Here is a 26,824-nt window from a genome sequence, read left to right as displayed (position 1 = left end):
CTGCCGGTCTGAGGCGCTGAGGATCTGGGGCGATGTGCCGCTGCATCCACTTCGCAGAAAGACACGTACATTGTTCGAACGAATCATCTCGAACGGATCGACTGTCATGCCTCGACGCCTGCTCACCCTGACCGCCGCGCTGGCGCTCGCCGCCCTGGGCGGTTGCAGCGCCACCGGCGTGCTCAACGCCGCCGTCTCGCCCAAGAGTTTCCACGCCGACGACGATATCGCCTACGGCGCCAATCCGCGTCAGAAACTCGACGTCTACACGCCCCCCGCCTCCGCGCCGCAAACTGGCGCGCACGGCCGTCCGGTCGTCGTGTTCTTCTATGGCGGCAGTTGGCAAAACGGCTCGCGCAGCAGCTATCTGTTCGTCGGTGCGGCCCTTGCCGCGCGCGGTTTCGTCGCCGTGGTGCCGGACTATCGGACGTGGCCGGAAACGGCCTTCCCCGGTTTCGTCGACGACGCCGCCAGCGCCGTGCGCTGGGCACGCGATCACGCCGCCGAATTCGGTGGAGACCCGTCGCGCATCTTCCTGATGGGACATTCGGCCGGCGCGCATATCGTCATGCTGCTCGCTACCGACGGCCGCTATCTCGCCGCGCAGCAGATGAGCAAAAGCGACCTCAGCGGCGTGATCGGCCTGGCCGGTCCGTACGATTTCCTGCCGCTGCACGACGCCACGCTCGAAGACATTTTCCCGCGTGCGTTGCGCGCCGCGAGTCAGCCGATCAACTTCGTGCAGGGCGACGAACCGCCGATGTTCCTCGCCGCCGGCGAGCGCGACACGACCGTCGACCCGGGCAACACGGATCGCTTGGCGGCGAAGCTGCGTCTGGCGGGGGATAAAGAGGTGGAGGTCAAGCACTATCCGCGCATCGGCCACGCGATGCTGGTGGGCGCGATTGCCGGACCGTTGCGCGGTTTTGCGCCGGTGCTGGACGATAGCGTGGCGTTTATCAACAGTCAGGCGACGATCGCGGTGCGGCGGGACAGCACCACGCAGGCGCCTGATGTGGCGTCACAGTCGGCGCCGGTTTCACAGCCGTCCAGGTCCGACAACGTGATTCAAATGCGTCGCCGGACGAAGGCAGAGGCAGCGCCGTGCGAGGCGGCTTCAACGTCAGCATCGGCGTCAGCATCGGCGTCAATGTCGCTCGCCGAAGCAACTTGCCCGAAACAGCGCACGCCGGGTCACGGCGACTGAACGCCTCACTCCCCGATCCCCAGCAAATGCTTGCGCAAGGTCGGCGCACGCGTCGACGGATCGAGCCAGATGCCGAAGAACGCCCGCGCGAACGCAGGATCGTCGAACTCGCCGGTCATGCGATCGCCGGCGTAAAAGCGCACGCCCTTATCCGGCAGATTGACCGCGCTCAACTGATCGCCGGGCGCGACATCCACGAACGCCTGCATCATGTCCGCGCGCCAGCGCGCTAGCGTCTCGGCCGGAATCGGCGCATCGGCCAGACGTTTGATCTCGCCGATGCCCGTCTCCGCCAGCCGCTCACGCTTGATTCCGCGCGTATAGACAATGTGCAACGCAAAGCGCTCGTCGTAATCGACCGGCGTACGTTCGCTCCACAGTTGCGCGCGATACAGCCGGAAGCCGAACACGGTGAAATCCCCTTCGCCGACGAGTTTCGCCGACTGCACGTCGCCGCGCCAATCGGCGCAGGCGGCGCCGGCCCACAGCATCAGCAGCACAGCGGCGAGCTTGCGCATGTCAGTCCGCCCGGACGAGCACGAACTGCATCACGTCCGTGCGGCCTTCGTCGAAGCCGGCCTCGCAATACGCCAGATACAGCCGCCAGGTCCGCACGAAAATCTCGTCAAAGCCCTGCGTCCGGATCGTATCGAGTTGCGCTTCGAACGCGCTGCGCCAGCGGCGCAAGGTCTCCGCATAATCGCGGCCGAATGCCAGCGACGTCGACGCCACCAGCTTGCCGCGCCGTGCCGCGTCGATGAAACGCTGCGGGCTTGGCAGCATGCCGCCCGGAAAAATGAATTCGCGGATGAAGTCGCTGGTGGCGCGATACGCGGCGAAGTGCGAGTCGTCGATTGTGATGGTTTGGACCACCGCGCGCGCGCCGGGCAGCAGACGCTCACGCAGAATGCTGAAGTACGTCGGCCAGAATTTCTCGCCGACCGCCTCGAACATTTCAATCGAGACGATGCCGTCGTATTGCCCGGTCAGCGTCCGGTAGTCACGCAGTTCGAGCTGCACATGCTCGTCGAGGCCCGCCTCGCGCACGCGTATCCGGCCGAATTCGAGTTGCGCCGGCGAGATCGTCACGCCATGCACCTGAATGCCCTGCCGCGCCGCATGCATCGCGAAACCGCCCCAGCCGCAGCCGATTTCCAGCACCCGCATACCCGCACGCAAACCGAGCGTATCGATGATGCGTTGATACTTCGCGTGCTGCGCGTCTTCTAGCGATTGATGGAAGTCGCCGTCGAACACCGCGCTCGAATACGTGAAGGTGGGATCGAGCCACTGCGCGTAAAACGCGTTGCCGATGTCATAGTGCGCGTGAATATTGCGCCGGCTGCCCGAGCGCGTATTCGGCCGCAGCTTGTGGCGCAACCCGTACCAGAGTTGCGCGAGCCAGCCGCCGTACACCGTGCGTTGCAGCGCGCGTTCGTTGCGGATCGCGACGCGCAGCAGCGCGGCGAGATCCGGCGTATCGACCCAGAACGAACGCCACGCGTCGGCGAAACCGATGTCGCCTTTGCGCAGAATCACGCCGCACGCGCGCCAGTCACGCAACTCCAGACGCGCGCCCGGCGCCGCGTGCGGATCGCCGAACACATGCGGCTGGCCGTCGGGCGTGATCAGTTCCACATGCCCGACCTGAATCCGCTCGAGCAAGGACAGAAACAGACGGGCTGACGCGGGGGCGGAGGGGTGCCCGCTCAGGGTTCGGGAAAACGCCATGGCGCAATCTCCTCAATCGGACGAAATGGAACGCGCAGCGGTGGACGGTTGGCCCGCTGCGGCGTGGTCGGTGGATGCGTCGGCATTGCGCCCCGGCGCGGGATGTTTGCCGTAGAACGGCGCTTTCTTCAGCGCGAGGCGCACGGCCTGCCAATGAATTCTGGCGACGACGCCGAGCGTCAGCAGCGGCTGGCGCAGCAACGCGCCAAGCGCGCTGGCGCGTGTCAGCGGTTGCAGATGGCCACCCAGCGCGGTGCGGATCAGCAGACCGTCGGCGTCGCGGTAGTCGATCGCGACCGACGCGTGAAGCCGCGTCTCCCGGACGCGAAATGAGTAGCTGCCTTCCACGCGGCAAAACGGCGACACGTGCAGCACTTTTCTGCACATGAGCTGCGTCTCCGCGGTGATCGGCGCGTTGCCTTCGGCGCTCAACAGATAGCTGTGACGCGCGCCGAACGTGTTGCGAACTTCGGCCAGCAGCGCGCGCAGATTCCCGTCGCGGTCGTGACAGAACCAGAAGCTCACCGGATTGAACGCGTAGCCGAACACGCGCGGAAACGCCTGCAGCCAGATCCTGCCGTCCGCTTCGTCGATACCCGCCGCCGATAGTTGCGCGCGCATCCACACGGCGAGATCGCTGCCGTCGCGCGGACCATGGTCGCGCGTATGCAGACTGAGCGGCCGCCAGCGGTCGATACCGAACCAGCCGCTCGCGAGCGACGCCAGCCGGTCCAGATCGCAGCGCACGTAGAACACCGGATACGTGAAACGATGCGGCCGTGGTCGCAGACGCTCGTGCATCACCTGCCCGGTCAGGAGCCAGGCGGCCGGATCGACGCTGGCGCGGACGGCACTCATAGCTTCGCCCATGCCGGTGAAGCGTCGAAATCGGCGGCAACGCGCAGCGCCGATTTCAGGCCGTCCTCGTGAAAACCGTAGCCCGTCCATGCGCCCGCGAACCACGTGCGACGCTTGCCTTGCAACTGCGGCAGACGATGCTGTGCATCGATCGCGGCCAGATCGAACAGCGGATGGTCGTAGACGAAGCGGCGCAGTTCGGTGCCGGGCGCGGGCTGCGTCACCGGATTCAGCGTGACGACCAGCGGCGTCTTGAACGGCAGCGGCTGCAACTGGTTCACCAGATAACTGACGCACACCGGATGCGTGCCGTCGACCCGGCGGCTGCCCAGGTAATTCCAGGCCGACCACACGCGTTGCCGGCGCGGCAGCAGGTTCGTATCGGTATGCAGCACGGCGACGTTCGGCTGATAGCGCACCGCGCTCAACACGCCGCGCTCGTCCTGATCGGCATCTTCCAGCAGACGCAGCGTGGTCGGCGCGTGGGTGGCGAACACCACGGCGTCGAAGCGCTGCGCGCTGTCGTCGGTAAAAATGTCGACACCGTGCGCGTCACGCCGCACGCCGCGCACGGCGGTGTCGATGCGCACATCGGTGAGCGTGTCGACGATGCGACGCACATATTCACGCCCGCCGCCGACCACCGTCCGCCACTGCGGACGCCGGTTCACCTGCAGCAACGCGTGGTTCAGGCAGAAGCGCAGGAACGTGGTGGCTGGGAACGCGAGAATGTCGGAGGTCGCGCTCGACCAGATGGCGGCGGCCATCGGTAGCAGATAGTGGCGTTGGAACGCGCCGCCGTAGCCGCCGGCCGTCAGCAGTTCGCCCATCGAGGCGCGCGTTTGCGTCGCGAGTTCGAGGTTCTGCTGGGCGCTGCCGTTAAAACGCATGATGTCGCGCAGCATGCCGATGAACGTCGGCGAGAACAGGTTGCGGCGCTGCGCGAACACGGTGTTCAGATTCGTGCCGGCCCATTCGAGGCGGCCTTCGTCGAGCGAGACCGAGAAGGTCATTTCGCTCGGGTGCGACTGCACGCCCAGTTCGGCGAACAGCGCGATCAGATTCGGGTAGGTGCGGTCGTTGAACACCAGGAAGCCGGTGTCGACGGGATGCGTGTGGCCTTCGAGCGTGACGTCGACGGTATTGGTGTGACCGCCAATGTAGCCGGCCGATTCGAACAGCGTGACCTGATGGTTGCGTGCCAGCAGATAAGCGCTGGCGAGGCCCGAAATGCCGCCGCCGATAACCGCGACCCGCGATCCGCGCGGTAGTGGGGTGGTCGGTGCCGGGTGGGTCATGGGCGCGTCTCCTGATCGAGGGGCGCGCGGTCGGTGAATGGGATGTAGCGGGGGTTGCGCGTCCTTGAGGGGATTTACGCAACGCGGACCGGAATGGATGCAGGCGTGGCGGAATTAGGGGGCTGATTCTGTGATGTGAAATGGGCGCAGCGGGATGACCCGTATGCGACCTGCTTCACGACGCCCTGCCCGTCTCGCGCCGGGCGGCGTGAGACGGGTGGCGGAACGACGCTCCGGCGATGCGTTTTAGTGCAGCGGGATGATCAGATGCTGGCCGATCAGGATCAGATTGGGGTTCGGCAGGTTGTTGCGCTTCTGCACGTCCACATAGCGGGCGCCGCTGCCCAACTGGCTGAGCGCGATGGCGTTCAGCGTGTCGCCCGAACGCACCACGTAGGTCTTCTCGCCGCCGCTTGCCGCGGTGGTCAGCACCTGGTCGCTGATGAAATATTGTCGCAGCAGGTCGAGATACGCCGGCGACTGCTTGACCTTGGCGATGGCCGAGTTCAGGTAGATCAGCAACGCGCCGTCTTCCTTGCGCACGCCGACCTTGTACGACAGGTTCGAGCCGTCGAGCTTGGTGACCGCGAACTTCAGATCGGTGCCCTTGATCTCCGCGACGCCGAACGGATAGTCGTAGACGATCGCGTCGACCTGGTGGCCGTCGAGGAAGTGCGCCATCCACGAGCGCTGTCCTTCGATGCTTGCATCCGACAACTCGACGATCTTGCTATCCGGAAAGGCTTTCTGCACGAACGCCTTCACGTCCGGGTCGCCTTGCAGCACGCCGACCGTTTTGCCCGCGAGATCCGCCGCGGAACGTACCGGCGAACCCTGCGCGACGATCAGCGAATAGCCGAAATCCTCCACATACGGAATCGAATACACGACGCCGCTCGGCGTGTTGTCGGCGAAGGTCAGGCCGTCCATCGCGACATCGACGACCGCGTTGCCCTGCTGGTCGGTCTTCGTGAGCTGATCGGGGACCGCAGGGTACGTGTCCACGCCGTGATGCGTGTCGACCGTGATGGTCGGATGATCGCCCGACGTGAACTCTTTCTGCGCGAACAGCAGCTTGGCGAAGTCGACGTTGAAGCCTTGCGGCTTACCGTTGTCTTCCGAATAGAACGGCCGCGAAGGATTCTCGACGCTGACGCGCACGACGCCGTTGCTCAGGATTGACTTCAGCGTGTCCTTGTTCGGCACGAAGCCGTCCGGGTTGTTGGCGACGGGCGGCGTCGCGGCGGCGGTGGTGGCGCTGTTGCTGTTATTGCCGGTGCTGCCGCTGTTGCCATTATTACCGCTGTTGCCGGTGTCGATGCCGTTCACCGTGGCGGAGTCTTTGTTAGCGCCCTGCCCGTAGTTGAGGTTTTTCAGGCCGCCTTCGTGGATGTACCAACCAGCCGCCAGCAAAATCAGGAAAAGAACCGAACCCAGAATTTTCTTCATTTTTGGTCGAGTCGAGTTATCGGAGGGTGCGCCGGAATTAGTGCGGCGCGGTCGGCGAGCCGATTTGCGGGGCGGGCGGCGTGAGCGTGCCCATTTCGGTGGCGGCCTTCGCCTGCTGCACTTCGGCGCTCTCCATCAGCGACGTTTCCATTTCGGAAAACGCTTTATTGACCGAGTTCATGACCGAATCGAGCGCGGCATCGGTTTTGATTTGCGCGAAGGTGTCGCTGGTCTGCATGCCGGCGATCTTGTTCATGCGTTGCGCGGACTGCGACATATCCCACAGCGCCTTGGCGCGGTCGATCGCGTCGGCGAAACGCTTGAGTTCGTCCTGTACCTGTTTATAGCGACCCTCGCGAAACGCGAGCAGCTTTTTCATGGTCGCCAGCTGGTTTTCGAAACGCGCGGCATCTTCCGGATATTGTTTTTTGAATTGCGCGGTTTTGTCTTCGAAGTTTTTTACTTCGGTACGGAAATCGGTGATGCTTTTCTTGAAGCGCTCGGCGCCTTCCTGTTTTTCGGCCAGTTCGTTGTAAAGCGTTTCGATCGGATTGGCTTTCGCTTCGTTCACGAACATCTTGACCTTCTGGTTCGCGAACTTCATGGCGAGCACGGGACCGAAGTTGATCGCGGCGAGACCGATGACCGCGGCGAGGATCAGGCCGACGAGGCCCTTGACCAGCAGGATGGCGAGCGGCGCGCCGATGGCGATGCACAACCCGATAATCGACCACTTGATGAGCTTGTACTTCGTGCTGCTTTTGGTCGCGTCAACGACCGTATTGCCGACTGACATGTGAATCCCCTTTTGAAGCCTGTTTTACAAAACTGCGTTTGCAAAAAAACTTACGGGACGTCTTTGTGGCTTGTGAACCTTGTGTGGCGTTATTACTTTGCGGTTGCGGGCTGGGTTTTTGGACTTCAGCAGGCAAACGCGGTATGACTTTACAACCACTAAGGCGACGGGGGAAGTGGGGGTGGTTTTGACGCGCGATCGGAAAGGGCTGGCAGGAATTCAAACGCTCGTTGATTCTGACGAAGTCACGTGGCGAATATTTCACAACGCTTTCACTGGAGTTATGAAGCGTGACGTTATGTTCTGATGCGTCACGCCCATGCCGACTATCTTCTGCGTTCGCGCCGCCGGGCGGCGCTTCGCTCACGCTGGCGCTTTTGCCGGCGCGGCGAGCCATTCGCGGCCCTTCAGCAGGCCGTTCCAGTACAGCCACGGAAGAAAACCGGACTTCAGATGCCAGGCGAGCGCGCGCGGCACCGTTGGGTCGAGCGGAAACGTGGGCAGCAGCTTGCCGCCGTAGCCGAATTCCGCCAGCACGACTTTCCCTCTCTCGACCGTCAGCGGACACGCGCCGTATCCGTCGTAGAGCGCAGGCAATGGTTTAGCGTCGATGGACGCCAGCAGATTTTCCGCGACGACCACGATCTGTTTGCGAACCGCCGCGGCCGTTTTGGCGTTGGGCGCGGAACACGCGTCGCCGAGGGCAAACACCTCCGGATAGCGCGGATGCATCAGCGTGGCGTGATCCACTTCGCACCAGCCGGTCTTGTCGGCGAGCACGCTGCTGCTGACCACGGCCGGCGGAAGCTGCGGCGGGACCACATGCAGCATGTCGAACGGCTTCTCGACACGAACGACGCCACCCGCCTCGTCCTTCACAGCGAACGTTGCGATCTTGCGAGCGCCGTCGACGCTGATCAGATCCGAGCCGAACGCCAGCGACGCCTGATAGCGCTCCACGTATTTCATCAACGACGGCACGAATGCCGCCACGCCGAACAGCACGTCGCCGGCCAGATTGAATTCGACCGAAACCTTGTCGAGCACGTGTTGCTTGCGCCAGTAATCGCACGACAGATACAGCGCCTTTTGCGGCGCGCCCGCGCATTTGATCGGCATGCCCGGTTGCGTGAAAAGCGCCTTGCCGCCCTTCAGTTCACGGACCAGTTGCCAGGTGTACGGCGCGAGATCGAACCGGTAGTTCGACGTCACACCGTTTTTGCCCAGCGTCTCTTCCAGCCCTTCGATCTTTTCCCACGCGAGCCGCAAACCGGGACACACGATCAAACGCTGGTAAGTCAGTGCGCGTCCGTTGTCGAGCCGAACAAGATGCTGTTCGGGTTCGATGGCGTTGGCGCTCGCTCGTATCCAATGCGCGCGCTCGGGCATGACGGACGACATGGGCCGCACGGTGTCGCCGATATTGAAGACGCCCCCGCCGACCAGCGTCCACGCCGGCTGATAGAAATGGCGCTCCGCCGGCTCGATGATCGCGATGCGCAATCCGGGACGGCGGCGCAGCAAGCTCGCCGTCACGCCGATGCCCGCGGCGCCGCCGCCGATCACCACGACGTCGAACGTTTCCGGGCTGTCTGAAGCTGCTGCAGTCGTACTCATCGCGATACCTTTGCTTCCGGAGGGTTGGGTTATGCCGGTCGACACGTTGCAGCGGTGGCCGGTGCCGTCGTCAGGCAGATAGGGTTCTGCCATGAACCGTTAAGCGCTGTTCAATGAAATTGATATCTCGACTCGAATTCTATCGCATTGAACACGCGATAACGATTCCGGCCGCCCTTCAATATTTTAGATATAGTCACGGCGCATTTTTATTTTATTTCCAGATAGAAGGTAATACTCACTCATCGACACCCTCCACTTTCAGAATTACAAAAATAGAGCCACTTCTGTTACCACAATCAACTCTCGCATTAAGATTCACTTTAAATACCACAATTCGCCATCCTTTCAATAATTTATGCCATATACGTACCGGTTACGTAGTTTCCACGGATACGCCCACGTCCTTTTAACGCGACAATTATCAAGACGTCGCGCATTGCTTTCGGACCTGTACGAAACGGACGAACTGCCGCCAGACGAGGGAGCGCGCGCGGACTTTATATGCCCCACGCATTCATCTGCGCAACACGAGCGAAACATGAAAAAGAATCTTAAATTCCGCATCGGCGCCAGCTGGCTGTGTATCGAGAATGGCGACGAATCCGCGCCGGCGTATCCGGATTCGGTATCGGTCGTCTTACGGCAAAGTCAGTCGAACGGGCAGCCTGGCCGGCGTATCGAGATGACCCCGCACGTGCAGCGAAACGCCATCCTCGCACTGGGTCTGCGCTTACTCGATCTGGCGGGTCGCATGACGCCGGAAACGACGTCGTCGGACAGTGAATCGACGCCCAGCAACGCACCATCGCCGAGCCTGCTCGACGACCTCGATGCGACGGATGTTGAGCTTATCGAAAGCCTGCCGCACGAGGAGCCGGTCGATTTCGCGCGCGATGTCTCCCAGAGCGCAAAGCGCCTGCGTAAGCGCATGCCGATTCTGCGCGCTGCACAAAGCGTGCTTGAGCAGTGCAACGATGAGACTGCCACCCGTCTTTATCTGACGCTCGTTGCGGCGGACATGGATGGCAGCTTGCCAGTACGTGTACCTATCGTTGCCGAGTCGAGTTGGTCGCCATGTTTTGAACAATGTGTGAGAACACCGGACACGACGGAACACTGAAAATCATCAAAGCGATACGGATTTAATCCATAAGGCATGTTTAGTTGATCACGGATACCAAGACCCTGTAATCTGCAATCCGTCCGCCCGATTGAGCAAGCGTCGGAGCACCTATGACTCACCATGGTTTTTTGCGTAAGACCGATCATGAAATCCGATAGCGCAATTATCAGCTTCATAGAGAATTTTCCGGTCTCCGCCAGCCTCAAGGAAGCAGACACCGGCAAATACATTATTAATAATAGATACAATTCCCGGCAATTCGGCGTTGAGAATCCGGCGGAACTCGTAGGCCTGACGATCAATGATCTGAAATTCTGTCAACCGGAATGGGGCGCGCAATACGCAGCCGCCATTCAGAAGCTTGATTTTCGTGCGCGCGAAAAGAAAACGCATGTACTCGGCAGGCACCATTTTCTCGACGACAGCGGCGAGGCCCAACTGGAGGAAATGGTCAAATTCCCGGTGCTAGGTTCCCGGAAGAATATTCTGGGCATCGTCACGTATCGGAATGACATTACGCCCACGCTGCCGCCCAACAGCCTCTACCAGCTCTACCTGAATTTTTACGACGTCATGAGTGCGATCAAGCGTGTGCTGGCGTGTCTCGAGATCGTTCAATACTTCGTCACGCTACCTACCGATGCCCAGTTCCGGGTTTTCCTCTTAAAGACTGAGCGGCTCACCAACAAGGAAATCGCCAAGTTTCTCGGCACGTCGGACCGCACAGTGGAAACCCATCTGGACGCCCTGCGCAACAAGGTAGTCGACGGCAATCTGCCCCACGTCCTTTCCCTCGTCAAATGGCATACCCCCTACGCTTCCGATTCAACCCCCTGCTGAGAATCGCGCTCACCGCCAATCTGTTCGAGTGGTACGAATTCTCGCTGACGGCTTTCATGGCCCTCGAAATCGGCCGGCTATTCTTTCCCGCCGCCAACGACAAGACGGCGCTCATGCTGAGTTTCTCGGTGTTCGCGAGCAGTTACCTGGCGCGGCCTTTCGGCAGCGTCTTTTTCGGCGTACTGGGTAATCGGTTCGGCGCGGGGACCGCACTCAGATTAAGCATGATCGGCATGGCGATTCCGGCGTCGTTGATCGCTTTTTTGCCGACCTACCAGACGGCGGGTTATCTCGCGACGGGGCTGCTGATCGCCCTGAAAATACTGCAAGGTTTTGCGGCCGGCGGTGAGTTGCCGTTGAGCGGTTATTTTGTGTCGCTCAACGTGGTGGATAAAAATCGCGGCCTCTACTGCGCGGTGGTCGTGGCGAGCGGCTTCGTCGGTATGTTGCTGGCGTCGGGGATCGTTCTGGCTCTGCCCTATTGCAGCGCCATGCTGCAACGCTTGCCGGCGGCGGCTCGCGGCGGGTATCTCACCGAGGTATGGCGCTGGCCGTTCCTGCTGTGCATTCCGCTGTCGCTGTGGATCTATTCACTCAGGTCTTCGATTTCGACGAAACCGGGTAATCAGCCCGATCGTGCATCGCATGCACGGCCCTTATTGCCGTTGATACAAGCCATTGTTCTGGTGGCGTTCATGGAGGCGCACCTTTATACGGCGTTTGTCTGGTTGCCGGGGTATCTCCGCACCTATCTCGGCGTGTCCAGTTTCGACGCTCATTCGACCAACGTGATTACGCTGGTGATTTTTTCACTGTCGATGGTCGCGGCGGGTTACGCCACACGCTGGATAGAGGCATCGAGGCTCGCCCTCATTGGTATCGTGTCTCTGGTCTGCAGTAGTTATCCGCTGTTCGCGTTTCTGCAGCGCGGTGATTTCCTGACGCTGCTGACGGTGCAGGCGGCATTTGCCGTCATGGCGGGTTGTCTGGTCGGCGTTATTTTTGTCGTGCTGCCCGACCTGTTTAAAGACAACTGGCGCAGTTTTGGTATGGTGACCACCTATTCGCTCGCTACCGCCGTGTTTGGTGGGACAGCGCCTGTTGTCGGCGCTTATCTGATCAAGGTGACGCATCTGCTAACCGCGCCCGCGCTTTATATCACCGTGATGGGTGTGCTGGCCGCGCCGGTTGCGTACAGCATTTGCCTGAAGCAACGGAACTTGATTAAGGCGGCCGTCGATCCGGCTGAGGCCGAACAACGACGTGCGTCGTCATCGATTGTTTAACGCTTTTCGCTGAGCTTTAATGAGTCATCTCATGCAGTTACCGCAGACGTTTCTGGTCACGCCTGAACCCGTGGCTGGGAAACCTTTTGGCGACTTTATCGCGTGCCTGGAACGCAGTCTCGAAGCGGGTGTTCGCCTGGTGCAGTTGCGCGCCAAGACGCTGGATGCGCCGCAGTATGCCGGGTTGGCCGAGCAGGCGCTGGCGTGCTGCCGGCGCTACGATGCGCGCTTGCTGGTGAATGCGTCGGCCGAAGTGGCGCTGGCCGTGCGCGCCGATGGGGTTCACCTCACGAGTACTCGGCTGATGGCTTGTAGCAGTTGGCCGTTGCCGTCTAGGCTGCTGGTTTCGGCTGCGTGCCATGACGAACATCAGGTGCTGCATGCGAACCGGATAGGTGCGGATTTACTGACCATCTCGCCTGTTATGCCGACGGCCACTCATACGACTGCCACACCCCTGGGTTGGCCGCGTTTTCGTGAGCTTGTGGCATTGACCAAGATTCCGGTTTATGCGTTGGGCGGGATGAGCGTTGATAGCCTGGATGAGGCTCGTAAGTCGGGAGCTCATGGGATTGCGGCGATTCGGTCGCTTTGGGTTAGCGTTGGTGAATAGGGGGGTTAGTCTCCGGCCAATTTGCCTCGAAGCGAGATTTTGAGCCCCCAAACAAAAAACCCCGCAAGTCATAGACTTTACGGGGTTTTCTGAAGAATCTTGGCGGAAAGGGTGAGATTCGAACTCACGGTACCCCTAAAGGTACACTGGATTTCGAGTCCAGCGCATTCGACCACTCTGCCACCTTTCCGGGTCTTCCAACTTGTCAGCTGTAAGGCTGCTTCGTCAGATCCAAGCGGGTCGTTGCTTGGGAGAGAAAGATTATAGAACAGCTCAATCCGATTTCCAAGCCCCTCGTCAAAAAAACTTCAAAGAGACCTGGTCAAGCCGCCGGCACTTCCAACCGCTCCGTCCCACCCAGGTACGGACGCAACGCCGCCGGCACCGTCACCGAGCCATCGGCATTCTGGAAGTTCTCCAGCACGGCGACGAGCGTACGCCCCACCGCCAGCCCCGAACCGTTCAGCGTATGCACCAGCTCCGGCTTGCCTTGCGCATTGCGGAAACGCGCCTGCATCCGGCGAGCCTGGAACGACTCGGTATTCGAGCAGCTCGAAATCTCGCGATACGTGTTCTGCGCCGGCACCCACACTTCGAGGTCGTAAGTCTTCGCGGCCGAGAAGCCCATGTCGCCCGTACACAGCGTGATCACGCGATACGGCAACTCCAGCTTCTGCAGAATCGCTTCCGCATGACCGACCATCTGTTCCAGCGCCTCATACGACGCATCCGGCGCGACGATCTGCACCATCTCGACCTTGTCGAACTGATGCTGGCGGATCAGGCCACGCGTGTCGCGGCCGTACGAGCCCGCTTCCGAGCGGAAGCACGGCGAATGCGCGGTCAGCTTGATCGGCAGCGCGTCGGCTTCGAGGATGCTATCGCGCACCGTGTTGGTCAGCGAAATCTCCGACGTGGAAATCAGATACTGCGTGACCGTATTCTCTTCACCGCCCTTCTCGACACGGAACATGTCGTCGGCGAATTTCGGCAACTGGCCGGTGCCGTACAGAATTTCCGGATTCACGATGTACGGCGTGTAAACCTCCGTATAACCGTGCTGCTCCGTATGCGTGTCAATCATGAACTGCGCCAGCGCGCGATGCAGCCGCGCAATCTGGCCGCGCAGCATCGTGAAACGCGCGCCCGACAGCTTCGCGCCGGTCTCGAAGTCGAGGCCGAGCGGCGTGCCGACGTCGACGTGATCCTTTACCTCGAAATCGAACTGGCGCGGCGTGCCCCAGCGGCGCACTTCCACATTGCCGGCTTCGTCGGCGCCGTGCGGCACGCTTTCGTGCGCGAGGTTCGGCACGCCGAGCAGCAGGTCCGACAGGCCCTTCTGAATCTCTTCGAGGCGGGCCGCCGACGCCTTCATCTCGTCGCCGATACCGCCCACGTCGGCCATCAGCGCCGAGGTGTCTTCGCCCTTGCCTTTCATCGCGCCGATCTGCTTCGACAGGCTGTTACGGCGCGCCTGCATCTCTTCGGTACGGGTCTGGGTATCGCGGCGTTCCGCTTCGAGCGCGGTGAAAGCCGCCGCGTCGAGGGTATAGCCGCGGTCGGCGAGGCGCTTGGCGACGCCGTCGAGGTCTTTGCGCAGCAGCTGAATGTCGAGCATGGGATGGGGCGGGTGTTCGTTATATGAAGCTGGGATTTTAACGCACCGGCGCGGGCGGCCGGTGCGTTAGATGATGCGCGCGTGCGGAATGCCGGCACCGGGCGAATCCGCTCAGTCCTTCTTCGGCTTGTTCTCGCTGCGCCACTGCGCATCCAGTTCGGCCAGACGCGCCATCTTGTCGCCGATCTTGCCTTCCAGACCGCGCGGCGTCGGCTCGTACCAATGCGGATCGCGCATATTGTCCGGCAGATAGGTCTCGCCGGCCGCATACGCATCGGGCTCGTCGTGCGCGTAGCGGTATTCGTGACCGTAACCGAGCTCCTTCATCAGCTTGGTCGGCGCATTGCGCAGATGCACCGGCACGCCGCGCGACTGATCCTTGCCGACGAACCGCCGCGCTTCGTTGTACGCGTTGTACCCGGCGTTCGACTTCGGCGCGACCGCCAGATAAATGATCGCCTGCGCCAGCGCCAGTTCGCCTTCTGGCGTGCCGAGGCGCTCGTAGGTTTCGGCGGCGTCGAGCGCGATGCGGGCCGCGCGCGGGTCGGCGAGACCGATGTCCTCCCACGCCATCCGCACGATGCGGCGTGCGAGGTAACGCGGGTCCGCGCCGCCGTCGAGCATGCGGCAGAACCAGTACAGCGCGCCGTCCGGGCTGCTGCCGCGCACCGATTTATGCAGCGCGCTGATCTGGTCGTAGAACGCGTCGCCGCCCTTGTCGAAGCGGCGCAGATTCTCGGCGAGCGCGCTGCCCAGCAACGCGCCATCGATCTCGGTGGTTTTCTGCTGCGCGGCCGCGCGGGCGACGATTTCGAGGTTGTTCAGCAGCTTGCGGCCGTCGCCGTCGGCGGAACCGATCAACGCGTCGCGCGCTTCGTCGGTGAACGTGAGGCCGCCGAGTTCCTGCTGTGCACGGTCGAGCAACTCGCGCTGCTCGTCGTCGGTGAGACTCTTCAGCACGTAGACGGCGGCTCGCGAGAGCAATGCGCTGTTCACTTCGAACGACGGATTTTCCGTCGTCGCGCCGACGAACACGAACAGCCCCGACTCGACGTGCGGTAAAAACGCGTCCTGCTGGCTCTTGTTGAAGCGATGCACTTCGTCGACGAACACCAGCGTCTGGTGCCCGTTCGCGCGATGAATCTGCGCGGTCTCGACGGCTTCGCGGATATCCTTCACGCCCGAAAGCACCGCCGACAACGCGATGAACTCGGCGTGAAACGCATCCGCCATGAGCCGCGCGAGCGTGGTTTTACCGACGCCGGGCGGGCCCCAGAGGATCATCGAATGGGCTTCGCCGGATTCGAACGCGACCCGCAGCGGCTTGTTCGGGCCGAGCAGATGCTTCTGGCCGATCACTTCGTCGATATTGCGGGGCCGCAGGCGTTCGGCGAGCGGAACATTGGCGCGGGGTTCTTCAAACATGACGTTTTGGGGATAATCTCGGCTTTTCCGGACGCGGTCCGTATGAAGGCGGCGGGTTGCCGGATGAATCAGGCCGGCACTTCAGCGTGCGAAGGTGCGGGCAAGGTCCTGCATTATGACAGTGACTGACAGCAACGGCGGCCGGCGGAAGGCCACGCGGATTCGGGCAGCGTGGCAAACGCCGCCCTTCGGACACGGATCGGACAAGACGCAGACGGCCTTTACCGGCGCGGATAAAGACACAGGTGCGTCTTGACGTGCAGATTCGGATTGCCGCAACGATGACCCGCATAGTCCACCTGCTCGCCGGGCCCGAGATCCATGGGGGGCGTCCCCGCTTTTGCCGAGTTTGAGGACGACGGCGAAGCTGACGTGCTGCCGGAAGTCACCGGTTTGCGCGAAGGACTCGCGCATCCGGCGAGACTGGCGATGACAAGAACCGTGACGAGCGATCGAGACAGGAGTGCGCGCATGATCCACCGTAGAGAGCGACATCGGGATGGGCATCTTGCAACGCGACGGTCGCCGTCAACGTGACGCGAAAATGACGAAAATCTCATGCTCCAAGGCCTGCTGCGAAGCACCTTCAGCGACCGGGCAACGCTGACATTTTTCTCATCTGGCGGTCATGGTCACGCACTGCCGGCTTCTCATACTGGGCTCCTGATTCGCCAACCGGCAATCGCTTCCCAGGAGATCCAGATGAACGCCATGAAACTGTCCACGCTTTCCGTCGCGGCGCTGCTGTCTATCGGCGCGCTCTCTCAAACCGCGCAAGCGCAGGCCCAGGCGCCTGGCAAGTCGCGTGCGCAAGTACACCAGGAGTTAATCAAGGCTCAGCACGATGGTTCGATTCCGCTCAGCAAAACACAATACCCGCCGAACGAGGCGGTGATTGCGCAGAACAAGCAGACCCACGCGGGCACACGACACAAAGGAGAAACCGCGCCCGCGCTCGACCAGCATGACGCCCCCAAAGCGCGCTAGCGCGGACTGCCGCCGGACGTTTTGACGTCCGGCGGCTCAGCGATCAATAGCGCTTAAATAGAGGTCACTCTGTCGCCTGCCTGATCCGGGAACCGCAGCCAGAACCGCGTCAGAACATGCGGCCGGCTCTGCACGCCGCACTCTCCCCCGTGACTATTCATGATCGATCTGACGATCGCGAGCCCTAGCCCGGTGCCCGACGCCGAGTTGTGCCGCGACGGGTCCACCCGGTAGTAGCGCTCGAAGATCCGTTCGATATGATGCGTGTCGATGCCGGGGCCCAGGTCCGACACGCTGATCGTCGTCGCATCGTCCGCCTGATTGCAGTCGACGGTAATCGCGGTCCCTTCAGGCGCATGAGCCAGCGCATTCGACAGCAGATTGCTGAGCGCTCGCTGATACAGCAGCAGGTCCGCGCGCACCACACCCTGCCCCGTCACGACGATCGACACGCCCGCATCTTCCGCCACCGTCTCGTAGTACCCCGCGACGCGTTCGGCCTCCGCCACGGCATCCAGCTCGCGCAGCGACAGCGATGCATCGGCCTGCTCGGAGCGGGCCAGAAACAGCATGTCTTCGATCATCCGCGACAGTCGCTGATATTCGTCGACGCTCGACTCGATCACGTCGCGATACTCGTCCGCGCTGCGGGGCTGCGCCAGCGCGACCTGGGCCGCGGCCTGCAGATTGGTGAGCGGCGTGCGCATGTCGTGCGCGAGGTTCGATGAAAACTGGCTCAACCGCGTGAACGCCTCGTCGAGCCGCGCCAGCATGCCGTTGAAAGCACGGCCCAACTCTCTCAACTCGCCGGACGTATCGAGCGCCGGCAGCGGTTGCGCGAGGCGGCTGGTCGACATATCTTCCGCGCGCGCCACCAGCCGGCGCAGCGGGCTCAAGCCGAGCAGCGCGATGCCATAGGCCAGCGCGGCCGCCGCCACCACGCCCAGCACTTCGATCAGCACGATCGTTTGCGCGCTGGCGCGCAGCAACGCCTGATCGCTGGAGGCATCGTACTGAACCGCGACGCGCACCGACGCGCCGCCCGGGTCCTCGAGCGGCGCGTTCGCCACCAGGTATCGGAGCGCCGAACGGCTGCGCTCCAGCCGAACCGGTGCAGGAATCGACAGAACCGGCGCATAAGGTTGAAACCCTGCCGTGCTCAGCAGACGATTGCCTGCCGCGTCGTAAATGGCGAGATCCATATTCCGGTGACCATGCAACTGATCGACCCATGTCTCGGCGGTACGCGCAATGTCATCCGGATTGTGTATGGCGGTCAGGTGCATTTGCAGCGCACTCACGGTCTCGGCCATCTGCTCGAGCGACGCCGACTCGATGCGATTGCGCAGCGCCTCATACAGCCCGAAGCCGCTCGCCGCGAGCACCGCCGACGTGGACAGAATGATGAGCGCCGTCAATCTCGCGCGTAGCGTGCGCGGCAAGATACGCCGTATCACGTGCCGCTGCTCCGGTGTTCCAGCACGTAGCCCATGGCTCGCACCGTGTGAATGAGCTTGGGTTCGTAGGCGTCGTCGACTTTGGAGCGCAGCCGCCTGATCGCCGAATCCACCACGTTCGTGTCGCTATTGAAATTCATGTCCCAGACCTGCGACGCAATCGTCGCGCGCGGCAGAATCTCCCCCTCCCTGCGCATCAGTAGCCAGAGCAGCGCGAACTCCTTCGCGGTCAGCAGAATCGTGTCGCCCTGGCGGGTGGCCTTGCGGCGCGTCAGATCCAGCTCGAGGTCCGCGACCTTGAGCAAGGTCGATTCGCGCGGCTTGCCGCGCCGCAGAATCGTGCGCACACGGGCCACCAGTTCGACGAAATCGAACGGCTTCACGAGGTAGTCGTCGGCGCCGAGTTCGAGACCCTTGACGCGGTCCGACACGTCGTCGCGCGCGGTGAGAAACAGCACCGGCGTCTGCTTCGTGCGCCGCAGTTTCTCCAGCAGTGTCCAGCCGTCGTGACCGGGCAGCATCACGTCGAGAATCAGCAGGTCGTAGTCTTCCGTCTCGGCCTGATGCAAGCCCGTCACGCCGTCCTGAACCCAGTCGACCACGTAGCCCGCCTCGGTCAAGCCCTTGCGCAGATAGGCGCCGGTCTTCGGCTCGTCTTCTACTAAAAAAATCCGCATGCGAACCTACCTTGAAATTAAACCGAAGCGGCGCAGCATCTGACCGACGCCGCCGCGAAACAATCCGGCCACGATGAGGGAACGCCACGAGCCCGAATGCGCGACCCGATAGAGCACGGGCAACACCAGCAGCGTCAACGCCGTGGACGACAGAATGCCACCAATCACCACCGTCGCCAGCGGGCGCTGCACTTCGGCGCCCGTGCCGGTCGCGAAGGCCATGGGCAGAAAGCCCAGCGACGCCACCAGCGCGGTCATCAGCACCGGCCGCAGCCGCGTCAGCGCACCGTCGCGCACGGCCGTGTCCAACTCCGCGCCTTCGTCGCGCAGGCTGCGGATAAACGAAATCATCACGAGACCGTTCAACACCGCGACACCCGAGAGCGCGATAAAGCCAACCGCCGCCGTAATGGATAGTGGAATACCGCGCATCCACAGCGACAGCACGCCACCGCTCAACGCGAACGGAATGCCCGTGAACACCAGCAAGCCGTCTTTCGCGTTATTGAACATGACGAACAGCAGCACGAATACCATGAAGAGCGCCAGCGGCACGACGAGTTTCAACCGCTCGCTCGCGCTCTGCAGTTGCTCGAACTGGCCACCCCACGACAACCAGTAACCCGGCGGCACCTGAACCTCGTCACGAATCCCCTCGCGCGCTTCGGCCACGAACGAACCCACGTCGCGCCCGCGCACGTTCGCGCTCACCACCACGCGCCGTTTGCCGTTTTCGCGGCTGATCTGGTTCGGGCCCGGCGCTACCTCCACGGTGGCCAGCTCCGCGAGCGGCACGTAGGGCGCCTGAATCGACGGTGAAGTCGCGGTCGCCGTCTTGCTCCCGGTCGTGGCCGGCGAGAACGGCAACGCGATCGGCAAGCGCTTGATCGCTTCGATATCCGAGCGCAATTCGTCCGGCAATCGCACCACGATGTCGAATCGCCGGTCGCCCTGGAACAGCGTGCCCGCCTTCTGGCCGCCGACCGCGGCCGCGACCGTGTCCTGCAGATCGCCGACCGTGACGCCGTAGCGCGCCAGCTTGTCGCGGTCGAGCCTGAGCGTGAGCACGGGCAAACCAGTGGTCTGCTCGACTTTCACCTCCGCCGCGCCCGGCACTTTCTGCAGCGCGGCCGCGATCTTCTCGCCGGTGCCGTTGAGCACCGTCATGTCGTCGCCGAAGATTTTAACGGCTACGTCGCTACGCACGCCCGAGATCAACTCGTTGAAACGCAACTGGATCGGCTGCGAAAACTCATACGCGTTGCCGGGCAACGCGGCGAGCGCCGCCTCGATTTCCCCAACCAGTTGCTCGCGCGTCTTGCTGGGATCCGGCCACGTGTCCACCGGCTTCAGCATGATGTAGCCGTCGGACAGATTCGGCGGCATCGGGTCGGCGGCGATCTCCGCCGTGCCGGTGCGGGCGAACACCCGCTCTATTTCCGGAAAGCGCTGCTTGAGCGTGGTTTCGATCGCCTTCTGCATCTCGACCGACTGCGATAGACTCGTGCCCGGAATGCGCAGCGCCGCGACCGCAAGATCGCCCTCGTTCAGGCTCGGGATGAATTCGCTGCCCAACCGCGTCGCCAGTAAAACACTCAACGCGACGATTGCCACCGCGCCGCTCAGCACGCGCCTGGGCCGCGTCATGAAGGCCGCAAGCACCGGGGCGTAGAGCCGTTTCGCCCAGCTCATCAGGCGATTGTCCTTCTCTTCGACGCGCTCGCCGATAAACAGCGCGACCGCGGCCGGAATGAACGTCACCGTCAACACCATCGCAGCGGCCAGCGCCATCACGACCGTCACCGCCATCGGGTGGAACATTTTCCCTTCGACACCCGTCAGCGCGAAGATCGGCAGATAGACCACCATGATGATGAGCTGGCCGAAGATCAATGCGCGCCGCGCTTCCTGTGACGCCCGGAACACTTCGGCAAAACGTTCGTCGCGAGTGAGCGGCCGGCCCGCCAGCGTCTGCGCATGCGCCAGCCGCCGCACGCAGTTTTCGACGATCACCACCGCGCCGTCGACGATGATGCCGAAATCGAGCGCGCCGAGACTCATCAGGTTCGCGCTGACCTTCGCGTTGACCATGCCGGTGAACGTGATCAGCATGGACAGCGGAATCACCAGCGCGGTGATCAGCGCGGCGCGCAGATTGCCGAGGAACAGGAACAGCACGACGATCACGAGCACCGCGCCTTCGAGGAGGTTCTTCTTCACCGTTTGCACGGCTCTTTCGACAAGCACCGTGCGGTCGTACACCGGCACCGCGCGCACCCCTGCCGGCAGCGTGCGATTGACGTCGTCCATTTTCGCGGCCACGGCTTTCGCCACCGTCCGGCTGTTTTCGCCGATCAGCATGAACACCGTGCCGAGTACGACCTCTTCGCCGTTCGCGGTCGCGGCGCCGGTGCGCAACTCGCGGCCAATGTCGACCTGACCGACATCCTTGATCCGCACCGGCACCCCGCCGACGTTGGTCAGCACGACGTTGGCCAGGTCCTCGACCGAACCGGCCTGACCCGGCACCCGCACGAGGTACTGTTCACCACGCCGTTCGATGTAGCCCGCGCCGACGTTGTCGTTGTTGCGCTCGAGCGCGCGCACCACGTCGGCCAGCGTCAGGCCGTACGACATCAGCTTGGCCGGGTTCGGCGCAACGCGAAACTCCTTCACGAAACCGCCCATGGAGTTCACTTCGGTGACGCCCGGCACGTTGCGCAGTTGCGGCTTGATGACCCAGTCCTGCAGCTCGCGCAAATCCACCGGCGTGTAGCGCGTGCCATCCGTTTTGCGCGCGGCGGGGTCCGCCTCGACGGTCCAGAGATAAATCTCGCCGAGACCCGTCGAGGTCGGCCCCATCGCAGGCGTGGCGCCGGGCGGCAGCTTGTCCTTCGCTTCCTGAATGCGCTCGTTCACCAGTTGGCGCGCGAAGTAGATGTCGGTGCCGTCCTTGAAAATCACCGTGACCTGCGAGAGGCCGTAGCGTGAAATGGAACGCGTCTGCTCGAGATTGGGCAGGCCCGCCATCGCCGTTTCGACCGCGAACGTAATGCGCTGCTCGGCTTCGAGTGGCGAATAACCCGGCGCGGCCGTGTTGATTTGCACCTGCACGTTGGTGATGTCGGGTACGGCGTCGATCGGCAGCTTCTGGTAGCTGTAGACGCCCAGCGCTGCGGCAGCGGCGACAGCCAGCATGACCAGCCAGCGGTGCGCCAGGGCGAAACGAATCAGTCTCTCAAACATGGAGATCGTCCTGTGAAACCGGGTAATGGACGCGCGCCCCGTGTGTCGCGCGGCGTCGGAAAAATGCGCGGCGGCTGTTACTCGTGCTCGGCGCTGCCCTTGCCGAGTTCGGCCTTCAGCACGAAGCTGTTGGCGGCCACATACTGCTGGCCCGTCTTGAGCCCTTTGACGATCTCGACGACGCGTTCATCGCGCCGTCCCGTCTCGACGCCTTGCGCGACGAAGCCCTTGCCCGACTGAACGAACACCGCCGGCGCGCCGTCGATGTCCTGCAGGGCGTCGCTCGCCACCGCAAGCGGTACGGCTTGCCGGCCGGCGTCGACCGAGACGTTGACGAACATGCCCGGGCGCCACGCGCCGTCGGGATTCGGCAGGACCACGCGGGCCGGCGCCGTGCGCGTCTGCTCGCCCAGCAACGCGCCGACATACGCAATCGGCCCGCTCGAAGTCGACTCGAACGCCGCGGCGCTGACGCGCGCTTCGCGGCCGACGCGCACCTCGTTCAGACGCTGCGCCGGCACCGCCATCTCGGCCCATACCGACGACAGATCGGAGATCACGAACAGATTGGCGTCGGCCGCGACGGCCTCGCCGGGCGTCGCGTGTTTCTCGACGATCGTGCCGCCGAACGGCGCGCGCAATTCGTAGCGGTTCAACGCGCCGGCGGAGACCGGCGCATTCAGCGCGGACAGTTTCGCCCGCGCGTTCTGCGTGGCGATCTCGGCTTCGCGCAACTGCACCTGGGCCTGCAGATAATCCTGCTCGGCCGAAATGCGTTCCTGCCAGAGTGTCTTTTCGCGTTCGTAAGCGGTACGCGCGGCGCCGAGGCGGCGTTGCGCGGTCAGGAGTTCGCTTCTGCGCTCGGCCAGATCGACGCTCGCGATCACCGCCAGCACCTGCCCTTGCGCGACCTTTTCGCCGACCGACACGCCGACGCGTTCCACCACGCCGGCCACGCGCGGCACGACATGGGCGGTACGGTCTTCGTTGAATTTGATCTCGCCGGGAAGCTCGAACGACGTGACGACTTGCGCCGGGCCAACTTGCGCGACATCGATACGTGCGGCCTTGATCTGCTCCGGGCTCAGCGCGAGCGCGCCGTCGACGCTGGAAAAAACAAACGACGCGGCTTGCGCCTGCCATTTGAGATTGATGCTTGCATCGAAGACGTGCGGCTTCGCGATCGCCTCGGTGGAGACGAATTTTTGCCCCACCGACACGAATTGCAGGGTTTCCTTCGAACCGTCGTAACGCGTCACCGAGGCGGATAACGTGACGCCCTTGCCAACGGCCTTGCCGTCGACGAACGGATAGACGACGAGACGCGCATTACCCGGCTTTTCGGACAGCACGATTTCGACGGCCAACGCGCCGTCTTCAAGCACGGTGCCGCCGTGCTGGCCGAGGGCCTGGGCCTGGGCCTCGATCGGGTTCGCCTGCGAGGCTTCGGCGCGATTTTCCGCCGCGACGTTCGCCGGCGATTCACGTGTCAACGCCAACGCGGCAAGCGCGATACTCGCGCCGCCGACAAGGGTCGCACTGACGACGATGAGCTTTCTGCGCGACATGATGAATCCTTCAAGGTTGAGAGGGGGTACGGGCGGCATCGGTGCGCAACGGCGTGCCGACCAGCCGGCCGATATCCGCGTAGGCCAGATGCGCGTCAGTCAGCGCTTGCACGTATTGCGACTGCCGCTGGAAAAACGTGCGCTGCGCGTCCAGCACGTCGAGGAGGCCGAACTTGCCGAGTTCGTAGCCGCGCGACATCGCATTGAGTGCCTCACGTGCGGCGGGCAAGACGTCGGCGCCTAGACGGCGGGCTTCCTGCGTTGCGCGTTCGTAGTTGGTATAGGCCTGGGCCAGGGCCAGTTGCAGGCGCGCCGTCTCACTGTCGAAATCGGCGTGCGCCTTCCCGGCGTTATGGACGGATTCGAGTAGCGCGCCTTTGTTGGTGTCGAATAACGGCAGCGGAATCGAGACGCCGACCACCGCCTGGTTGCCACGCGCGCCGCCGGCCGTGATCCGTTTCATGCCGGCGCTGAAGGTGATATCGGGAATCCGTTTGGCACGCTGCACCGAGATGGCGGCGTCGGCGCGCTGCATTTCGGCGCGCGCGGCTCGTGCGAGCGGGGCCTCGGCGAGGCGCGGCATGAGCTGAGCCAAAGGCTCGACGGCGGGCAGGTTTTCCATCTCACCCGAAGCCGGACGCTCGCGCACGAGCGGACTGCCGGTGACGTTCGCGAGCGTTTCCATGGCCATCTCGACGCGCGATCTGGCGTTGCCGAGTTCGATCTGTACGGCGGTCGCGGCGACGCGGGCCTGGGTCGCCTCGACCGGAGAAACCTTGCCCGCACGCACCCGCTTCGCGGCGAGTTCGGCGGAGCGGGCCGCGATACGCGCCGATTCTTCCGCGACCTGCAACTGGCGTTGCGCGGCGAGCAGGCCGTAAAACGCGGCGATTACGTCGGAGCGCAGCGCCGCGCCCCGGCCGTCGAGCGACGCGAGCGCCACCTCACGGCCATACGACGCGACGTCGAGACGCGCCTGACGCTTGCCGCCCAGTTCAACCAGTTGGCTTACCAGCGCGGTGCTGGTCCGATCGGGCCCGCTGAAGCCTTCCTGCAGAAACGAGATGTCGGGGTTGGGGCGCGCGCCCGCTTGCATGAAGGCGCCCTGGGACGCGTCGGCAGTGGCGCGTGCGCCGCGTAGCAGCGGATTGTTCTGGGCCGCGAGGCCGAGCGCTTCGTCGAGGGATAACGGCGACGTGGGTGTCGTGAGGGCAGCGCTTGCTGTTGTTTCGGCAGCAGCGCCTGCCGATGAATCTTGCGCACGCTCAGGAGTGGCTGTCCCCGGCGATGCATAAGCGGACGCCACGGCGGCAAGTGCAAGACAGGCAACGAGGTTGCGGGTAAGCATGGCGTAGAGAATTCGTCGAATAAGTCGGCCGATGCTAAGGTCCCGCCGCGGTGCAAACATGAGGCGAAAATGACAAATCCGTCATGTTTCGCGGCGGCTCCGGTGCGGGTCGAGTGACGCCTGAAACCTGGCCGGGGACGTGGTCGATTCGTGGTCGATCCCAGACCGATTTGATGCCGATCCGGGCCGTAAGCTGATTTAGGGATAATCTCGGGTTCGCCGGCGGCTGGCCGCCGCCGCGGCGACACTTTTTACGCAGCGCTCACACCAACACAAAACAGCCGTATAGCAGTTATTTCAGCGTCAGCAATAGATCAAGCATCACCAACAGGGACAAGACCAGATGGCACAAGATCCACTCGCCGGCGACGCCGGTTCCACCTACGCACCGCTCATGCCGGTGCCCGACGCGCGTCGCGCATTCCGCACCGGCGACGCATTCGCGCTCTGGTTCTCGCTCGGCATCGGCCTGCTGGTCGCGCAAGCAGGCGCGCTGCTGGTGCCCGGCTTATCGCTGCCGCATGCATTGCTGGCCATCGTGATCGGCAGCGTGATCGGCGTGGTGCTGCTGGCGCTCGCCGGCGTGATCGGCACGGACACCGGCCTCGCGGCGATGTCGTCGCTGCGGCCGACGCTCGGCGTGCGCGGCGCGTCGGTGCCCGCCGTGCTGAACGCGGTACAACTGGTCGGCTGGGGCTCGTTCGAAGTGATCGTGATGCGCGATTCTGCCGACGCGCTCGCCAAACAGTCGTTCGGCTTCTCCATGCCGCTGATCTGGACCGTGGTCTTCGGCTTGCTGGCGACGCTGCTGGCGATCAGCGGCCCGCTGTCGTTCGTGCGTAAATTCCTGCGCACGTGGGGCATCTGGCTGCTGCTCGCGGGCGCAGCGTGGCTCACGTATAACCTGCTGGCCAAACACGATCTGGCCGCGCTGATGCGCCGTCCGGGCACGGGCGAGATGTCGTTCGGCGGCGCGATCGATCTGGTGGTGGCCATGCCGTTGTCGTGGCTGCCGCTGATCGCCGATTACACGCGCTTCGGCCGCAAACCCGGCGAGACGTTCCGCGGCACGCTGCTCGGCTATGGCATTGCGAACCTGTGGTTCTACGCGCTAGGCGCGATCTACGGCCTCGCGGCCGGCGGCGGCGATGCCTTGCTGACCGGCGCGCTGGCCCAGGCCGGCGGCGGCCTCGCGCTGCTGCTGATCCTGATCGACGAAGTCGACAACGCGTTCGCCGACATTCACTCGGCCGCAGTCTCGACCGGCACGTTCTGGACGCGCGGCAGTGTGCCGATGCTGTCGGCCGCGTTCGGCGCGCTCTGCACGCTGGTCGCGCTGCTGGTGCCGATGGCGAAGTATCAGAACTTCCTGCTGCTGATCGGCTCGGTGTTCGCGCCGCTGTTCGGCGTAGTGCTGGTGGATCACTTCATCGTCCGCAAACGCCGGATCGAAGCCGCCGTGCTCGCCGATCTGCAAGGCCGTTACGGTTTCTCCGGCGGCTGGCATCTGAGCGCGTTCGCCGCGTGGGCGATCGGCATCGTGTCGTACCAGGTGATCAATCAGTGGCTGCCGAATCTCGGCGCGACATTGCCCGCGCTGGCGATCGGCGCGGTGTGTTACTACGCGCTGGTGTCGGTGCGCAAGACGGCGTATGCGTGAGGTTTGATGTCACGCGG

At 63.2% G+C, this 26,824-nt stretch carries 20 protein-coding genes, 1 tRNA gene and 1 pseudogene; 7 read left to right on the top strand and 15 right to left on the bottom strand.

Annotation, left to right across the window (positions count from 1 at the left end; genetic code table 11):
- Window positions 1–178: 178 nt before the first annotated feature.
- Window positions 179–967 (top strand): annotated as a pseudogene (locus HWY05_RS27795) (alpha/beta hydrolase); the annotation flags it as partial.
- 245 nt (window positions 968–1,212) lie between these two features.
- On the opposite strand, the gene HWY05_RS27790 reads toward HWY05_RS27795, so the two are convergent.
- The 7 genes from HWY05_RS27790 to HWY05_RS27760 all read right to left on the bottom strand — a co-directional run bounded on the left by HWY05_RS27790 (window position 1,213) and on the right by HWY05_RS27760 (window position 8,956).
- The gene (locus HWY05_RS27790) at window positions 1,213–1,725 is read right to left on the bottom strand and encodes a chalcone isomerase family protein (protein ID WP_035552357.1); all 513 of its coding nucleotides are present in this window, start codon (window positions 1,723–1,725) and stop codon (window positions 1,213–1,215) included.
- A 1-nt stretch (window position 1,726) separates the two neighbouring features.
- Entirely contained in the window at window positions 1,727–2,938 is a 1,212-nt protein-coding gene (locus tag HWY05_RS27785; RefSeq protein ID WP_176060381.1) for a cyclopropane-fatty-acyl-phospholipid synthase family protein, read from the bottom strand.
- Between the two features lie 12 nt (window positions 2,939–2,950).
- On the bottom strand, window positions 2,951–3,796 hold the full coding sequence (locus HWY05_RS27780) for a DUF1365 domain-containing protein (RefSeq protein WP_035552362.1): 846 nt from the start codon (window positions 3,794–3,796) through the stop codon (window positions 2,951–2,953).
- Window positions 3,793–5,094 carry an FAD-dependent oxidoreductase gene (locus tag HWY05_RS27775; RefSeq protein WP_176060380.1) on the bottom strand — a complete coding sequence of 434 codons (1,302 nt, stop codon included), beginning with the start codon at window positions 5,092–5,094 and terminating at the stop codon, window positions 3,793–3,795. The genes HWY05_RS27780 and HWY05_RS27775 overlap by 4 nt, the downstream gene beginning before the upstream one ends.
- Window positions 5,095–5,340: 246 nt before the next feature.
- Complete coding sequence (locus HWY05_RS27770; RefSeq protein ID WP_176060379.1) at window positions 5,341–6,543, bottom strand: transporter substrate-binding domain-containing protein; 1,203 nt, start codon at window positions 6,541–6,543, stop codon at window positions 5,341–5,343.
- A gap of 37 nt (window positions 6,544–6,580) precedes the next feature.
- Window positions 6,581–7,339 (bottom strand): hypothetical protein, encoded by a 759-nt coding sequence (locus HWY05_RS27765; protein ID WP_051980579.1) that lies wholly within the window; start codon window positions 7,337–7,339, stop codon window positions 6,581–6,583.
- A gap of 363 nt (window positions 7,340–7,702) precedes the next feature.
- Window positions 7,703–8,956: an FAD/NAD(P)-binding oxidoreductase gene (locus HWY05_RS27760; protein WP_208459118.1), complete on the bottom strand. Its 1,254-nt coding sequence runs from the start codon at window positions 8,954–8,956 to the stop codon at window positions 7,703–7,705.
- Window positions 8,957–9,497: 541 nt separating this feature from the next.
- On the opposite strand from HWY05_RS27760, the gene HWY05_RS27755 reads away from it, so the two are divergent.
- From HWY05_RS27755 to HWY05_RS27740, 4 genes are all read left to right on the top strand, one after another.
- Window positions 9,498–10,079: a hypothetical protein gene (locus HWY05_RS27755; RefSeq protein ID WP_035552370.1), complete on the top strand. Its 582-nt coding sequence runs from the start codon at window positions 9,498–9,500 to the stop codon at window positions 10,077–10,079.
- 147 nt (window positions 10,080–10,226) lie between these two features.
- Window positions 10,227–10,922 carry a sigma factor-like helix-turn-helix DNA-binding protein gene (locus HWY05_RS27750; protein ID WP_176060377.1) on the top strand — a complete coding sequence of 232 codons (696 nt, stop codon included), beginning with the start codon at window positions 10,227–10,229 and terminating at the stop codon, window positions 10,920–10,922.
- Window positions 10,883–12,208 (top strand): MFS transporter, encoded by a 1,326-nt coding sequence (locus HWY05_RS27745; protein ID WP_176060376.1) that lies wholly within the window; start codon window positions 10,883–10,885, stop codon window positions 12,206–12,208. Before HWY05_RS27750 ends, HWY05_RS27745 begins: the two co-directional genes overlap by 40 nt.
- 19 nt (window positions 12,209–12,227) lie before the next feature.
- On the top strand, window positions 12,228–12,821 hold the full coding sequence (locus tag HWY05_RS27740; protein WP_176060375.1) for a thiamine phosphate synthase: 594 nt from the start codon (window positions 12,228–12,230) through the stop codon (window positions 12,819–12,821).
- A 100-nt stretch (window positions 12,822–12,921) separates the two neighbouring features.
- Here the strand turns inward: HWY05_RS27740 and HWY05_RS27735 are convergent.
- From HWY05_RS27735 to HWY05_RS27725, 3 genes are all read right to left on the bottom strand, one after another.
- Window positions 12,922–13,011 (bottom strand) — tRNA-Ser (locus HWY05_RS27735).
- 132 nt (window positions 13,012–13,143) lie between these two features.
- Window positions 13,144–14,439 (bottom strand): serine--tRNA ligase, encoded by a 1,296-nt coding sequence (gene serS, locus HWY05_RS27730; protein WP_035552374.1) that lies wholly within the window; start codon window positions 14,437–14,439, stop codon window positions 13,144–13,146.
- A 111-nt stretch (window positions 14,440–14,550) separates the two neighbouring features.
- Window positions 14,551–15,864, bottom strand: a complete 1,314-nt coding sequence (locus tag HWY05_RS27725) for a replication-associated recombination protein A (RefSeq protein ID WP_035552376.1) — start codon at window positions 15,862–15,864, stop codon at window positions 14,551–14,553.
- Between the two features lie 702 nt (window positions 15,865–16,566).
- Between HWY05_RS27725 and HWY05_RS27715 the strand changes: the two genes are divergently transcribed.
- Complete coding sequence (locus tag HWY05_RS27715; protein WP_176060475.1) at window positions 16,567–16,851, top strand: DUF4148 domain-containing protein; 285 nt, start codon at window positions 16,567–16,569, stop codon at window positions 16,849–16,851.
- Window positions 16,852–16,904: 53 nt separating this feature from the next.
- On the opposite strand, the gene HWY05_RS27710 is transcribed toward HWY05_RS27715, so the two are convergent.
- From HWY05_RS27710 to HWY05_RS27690, 5 genes are all read right to left on the bottom strand, one after another.
- Window positions 16,905–18,308, bottom strand: a complete 1,404-nt coding sequence (locus HWY05_RS27710; protein WP_176060373.1) for a heavy metal sensor histidine kinase — start codon at window positions 18,306–18,308, stop codon at window positions 16,905–16,907.
- The gene (irlR, locus tag HWY05_RS27705; protein WP_035552384.1) at window positions 18,305–18,985 is read right to left on the bottom strand and encodes a heavy metal response regulator transcription factor IrlR; all 681 of its coding nucleotides are present in this window, start codon (window positions 18,983–18,985) and stop codon (window positions 18,305–18,307) included. The genes HWY05_RS27710 and irlR overlap by 4 nt, the downstream gene beginning before the upstream one ends.
- Window positions 18,986–18,991: 6 nt before the next feature.
- Window positions 18,992–22,231 (bottom strand): CusA/CzcA family heavy metal efflux RND transporter, encoded by a 3,240-nt coding sequence (locus HWY05_RS27700; protein WP_176060372.1) that lies wholly within the window; start codon window positions 22,229–22,231, stop codon window positions 18,992–18,994.
- A gap of 77 nt (window positions 22,232–22,308) precedes the next feature.
- Window positions 22,309–23,799 carry an efflux RND transporter periplasmic adaptor subunit gene (locus tag HWY05_RS27695; protein ID WP_176060371.1) on the bottom strand — a complete coding sequence of 497 codons (1,491 nt, stop codon included), beginning with the start codon at window positions 23,797–23,799 and terminating at the stop codon, window positions 22,309–22,311.
- A 10-nt stretch (window positions 23,800–23,809) separates the two neighbouring features.
- Window positions 23,810–25,147 (bottom strand): TolC family protein, encoded by a 1,338-nt coding sequence (locus tag HWY05_RS27690; protein WP_176060370.1) that lies wholly within the window; start codon window positions 25,145–25,147, stop codon window positions 23,810–23,812.
- A 343-nt stretch (window positions 25,148–25,490) separates the two neighbouring features.
- Here HWY05_RS27690 and cytX point away from each other — a divergent pair, with 343 nt between their 5' ends.
- Window positions 25,491–26,807, top strand: coding sequence for a putative hydroxymethylpyrimidine transporter CytX (cytX, locus tag HWY05_RS27685; RefSeq protein WP_035552393.1), 1,317 nt, complete (start codon window positions 25,491–25,493; stop codon window positions 26,805–26,807).
- Window positions 26,808–26,824 lie beyond the last annotated feature (17 nt).

Origin of the sequence: Paraburkholderia sp. BCC1876, from assembly GCF_902833695.1 — a bacterium.
Lineage (GTDB): Bacteria > Pseudomonadota > Gammaproteobacteria > Burkholderiales > Burkholderiaceae > Paraburkholderia.
The sequence above is the reverse complement of the archived record's forward strand: the minus strand, read 5'-3'. Positions and strand labels throughout refer to the sequence as shown.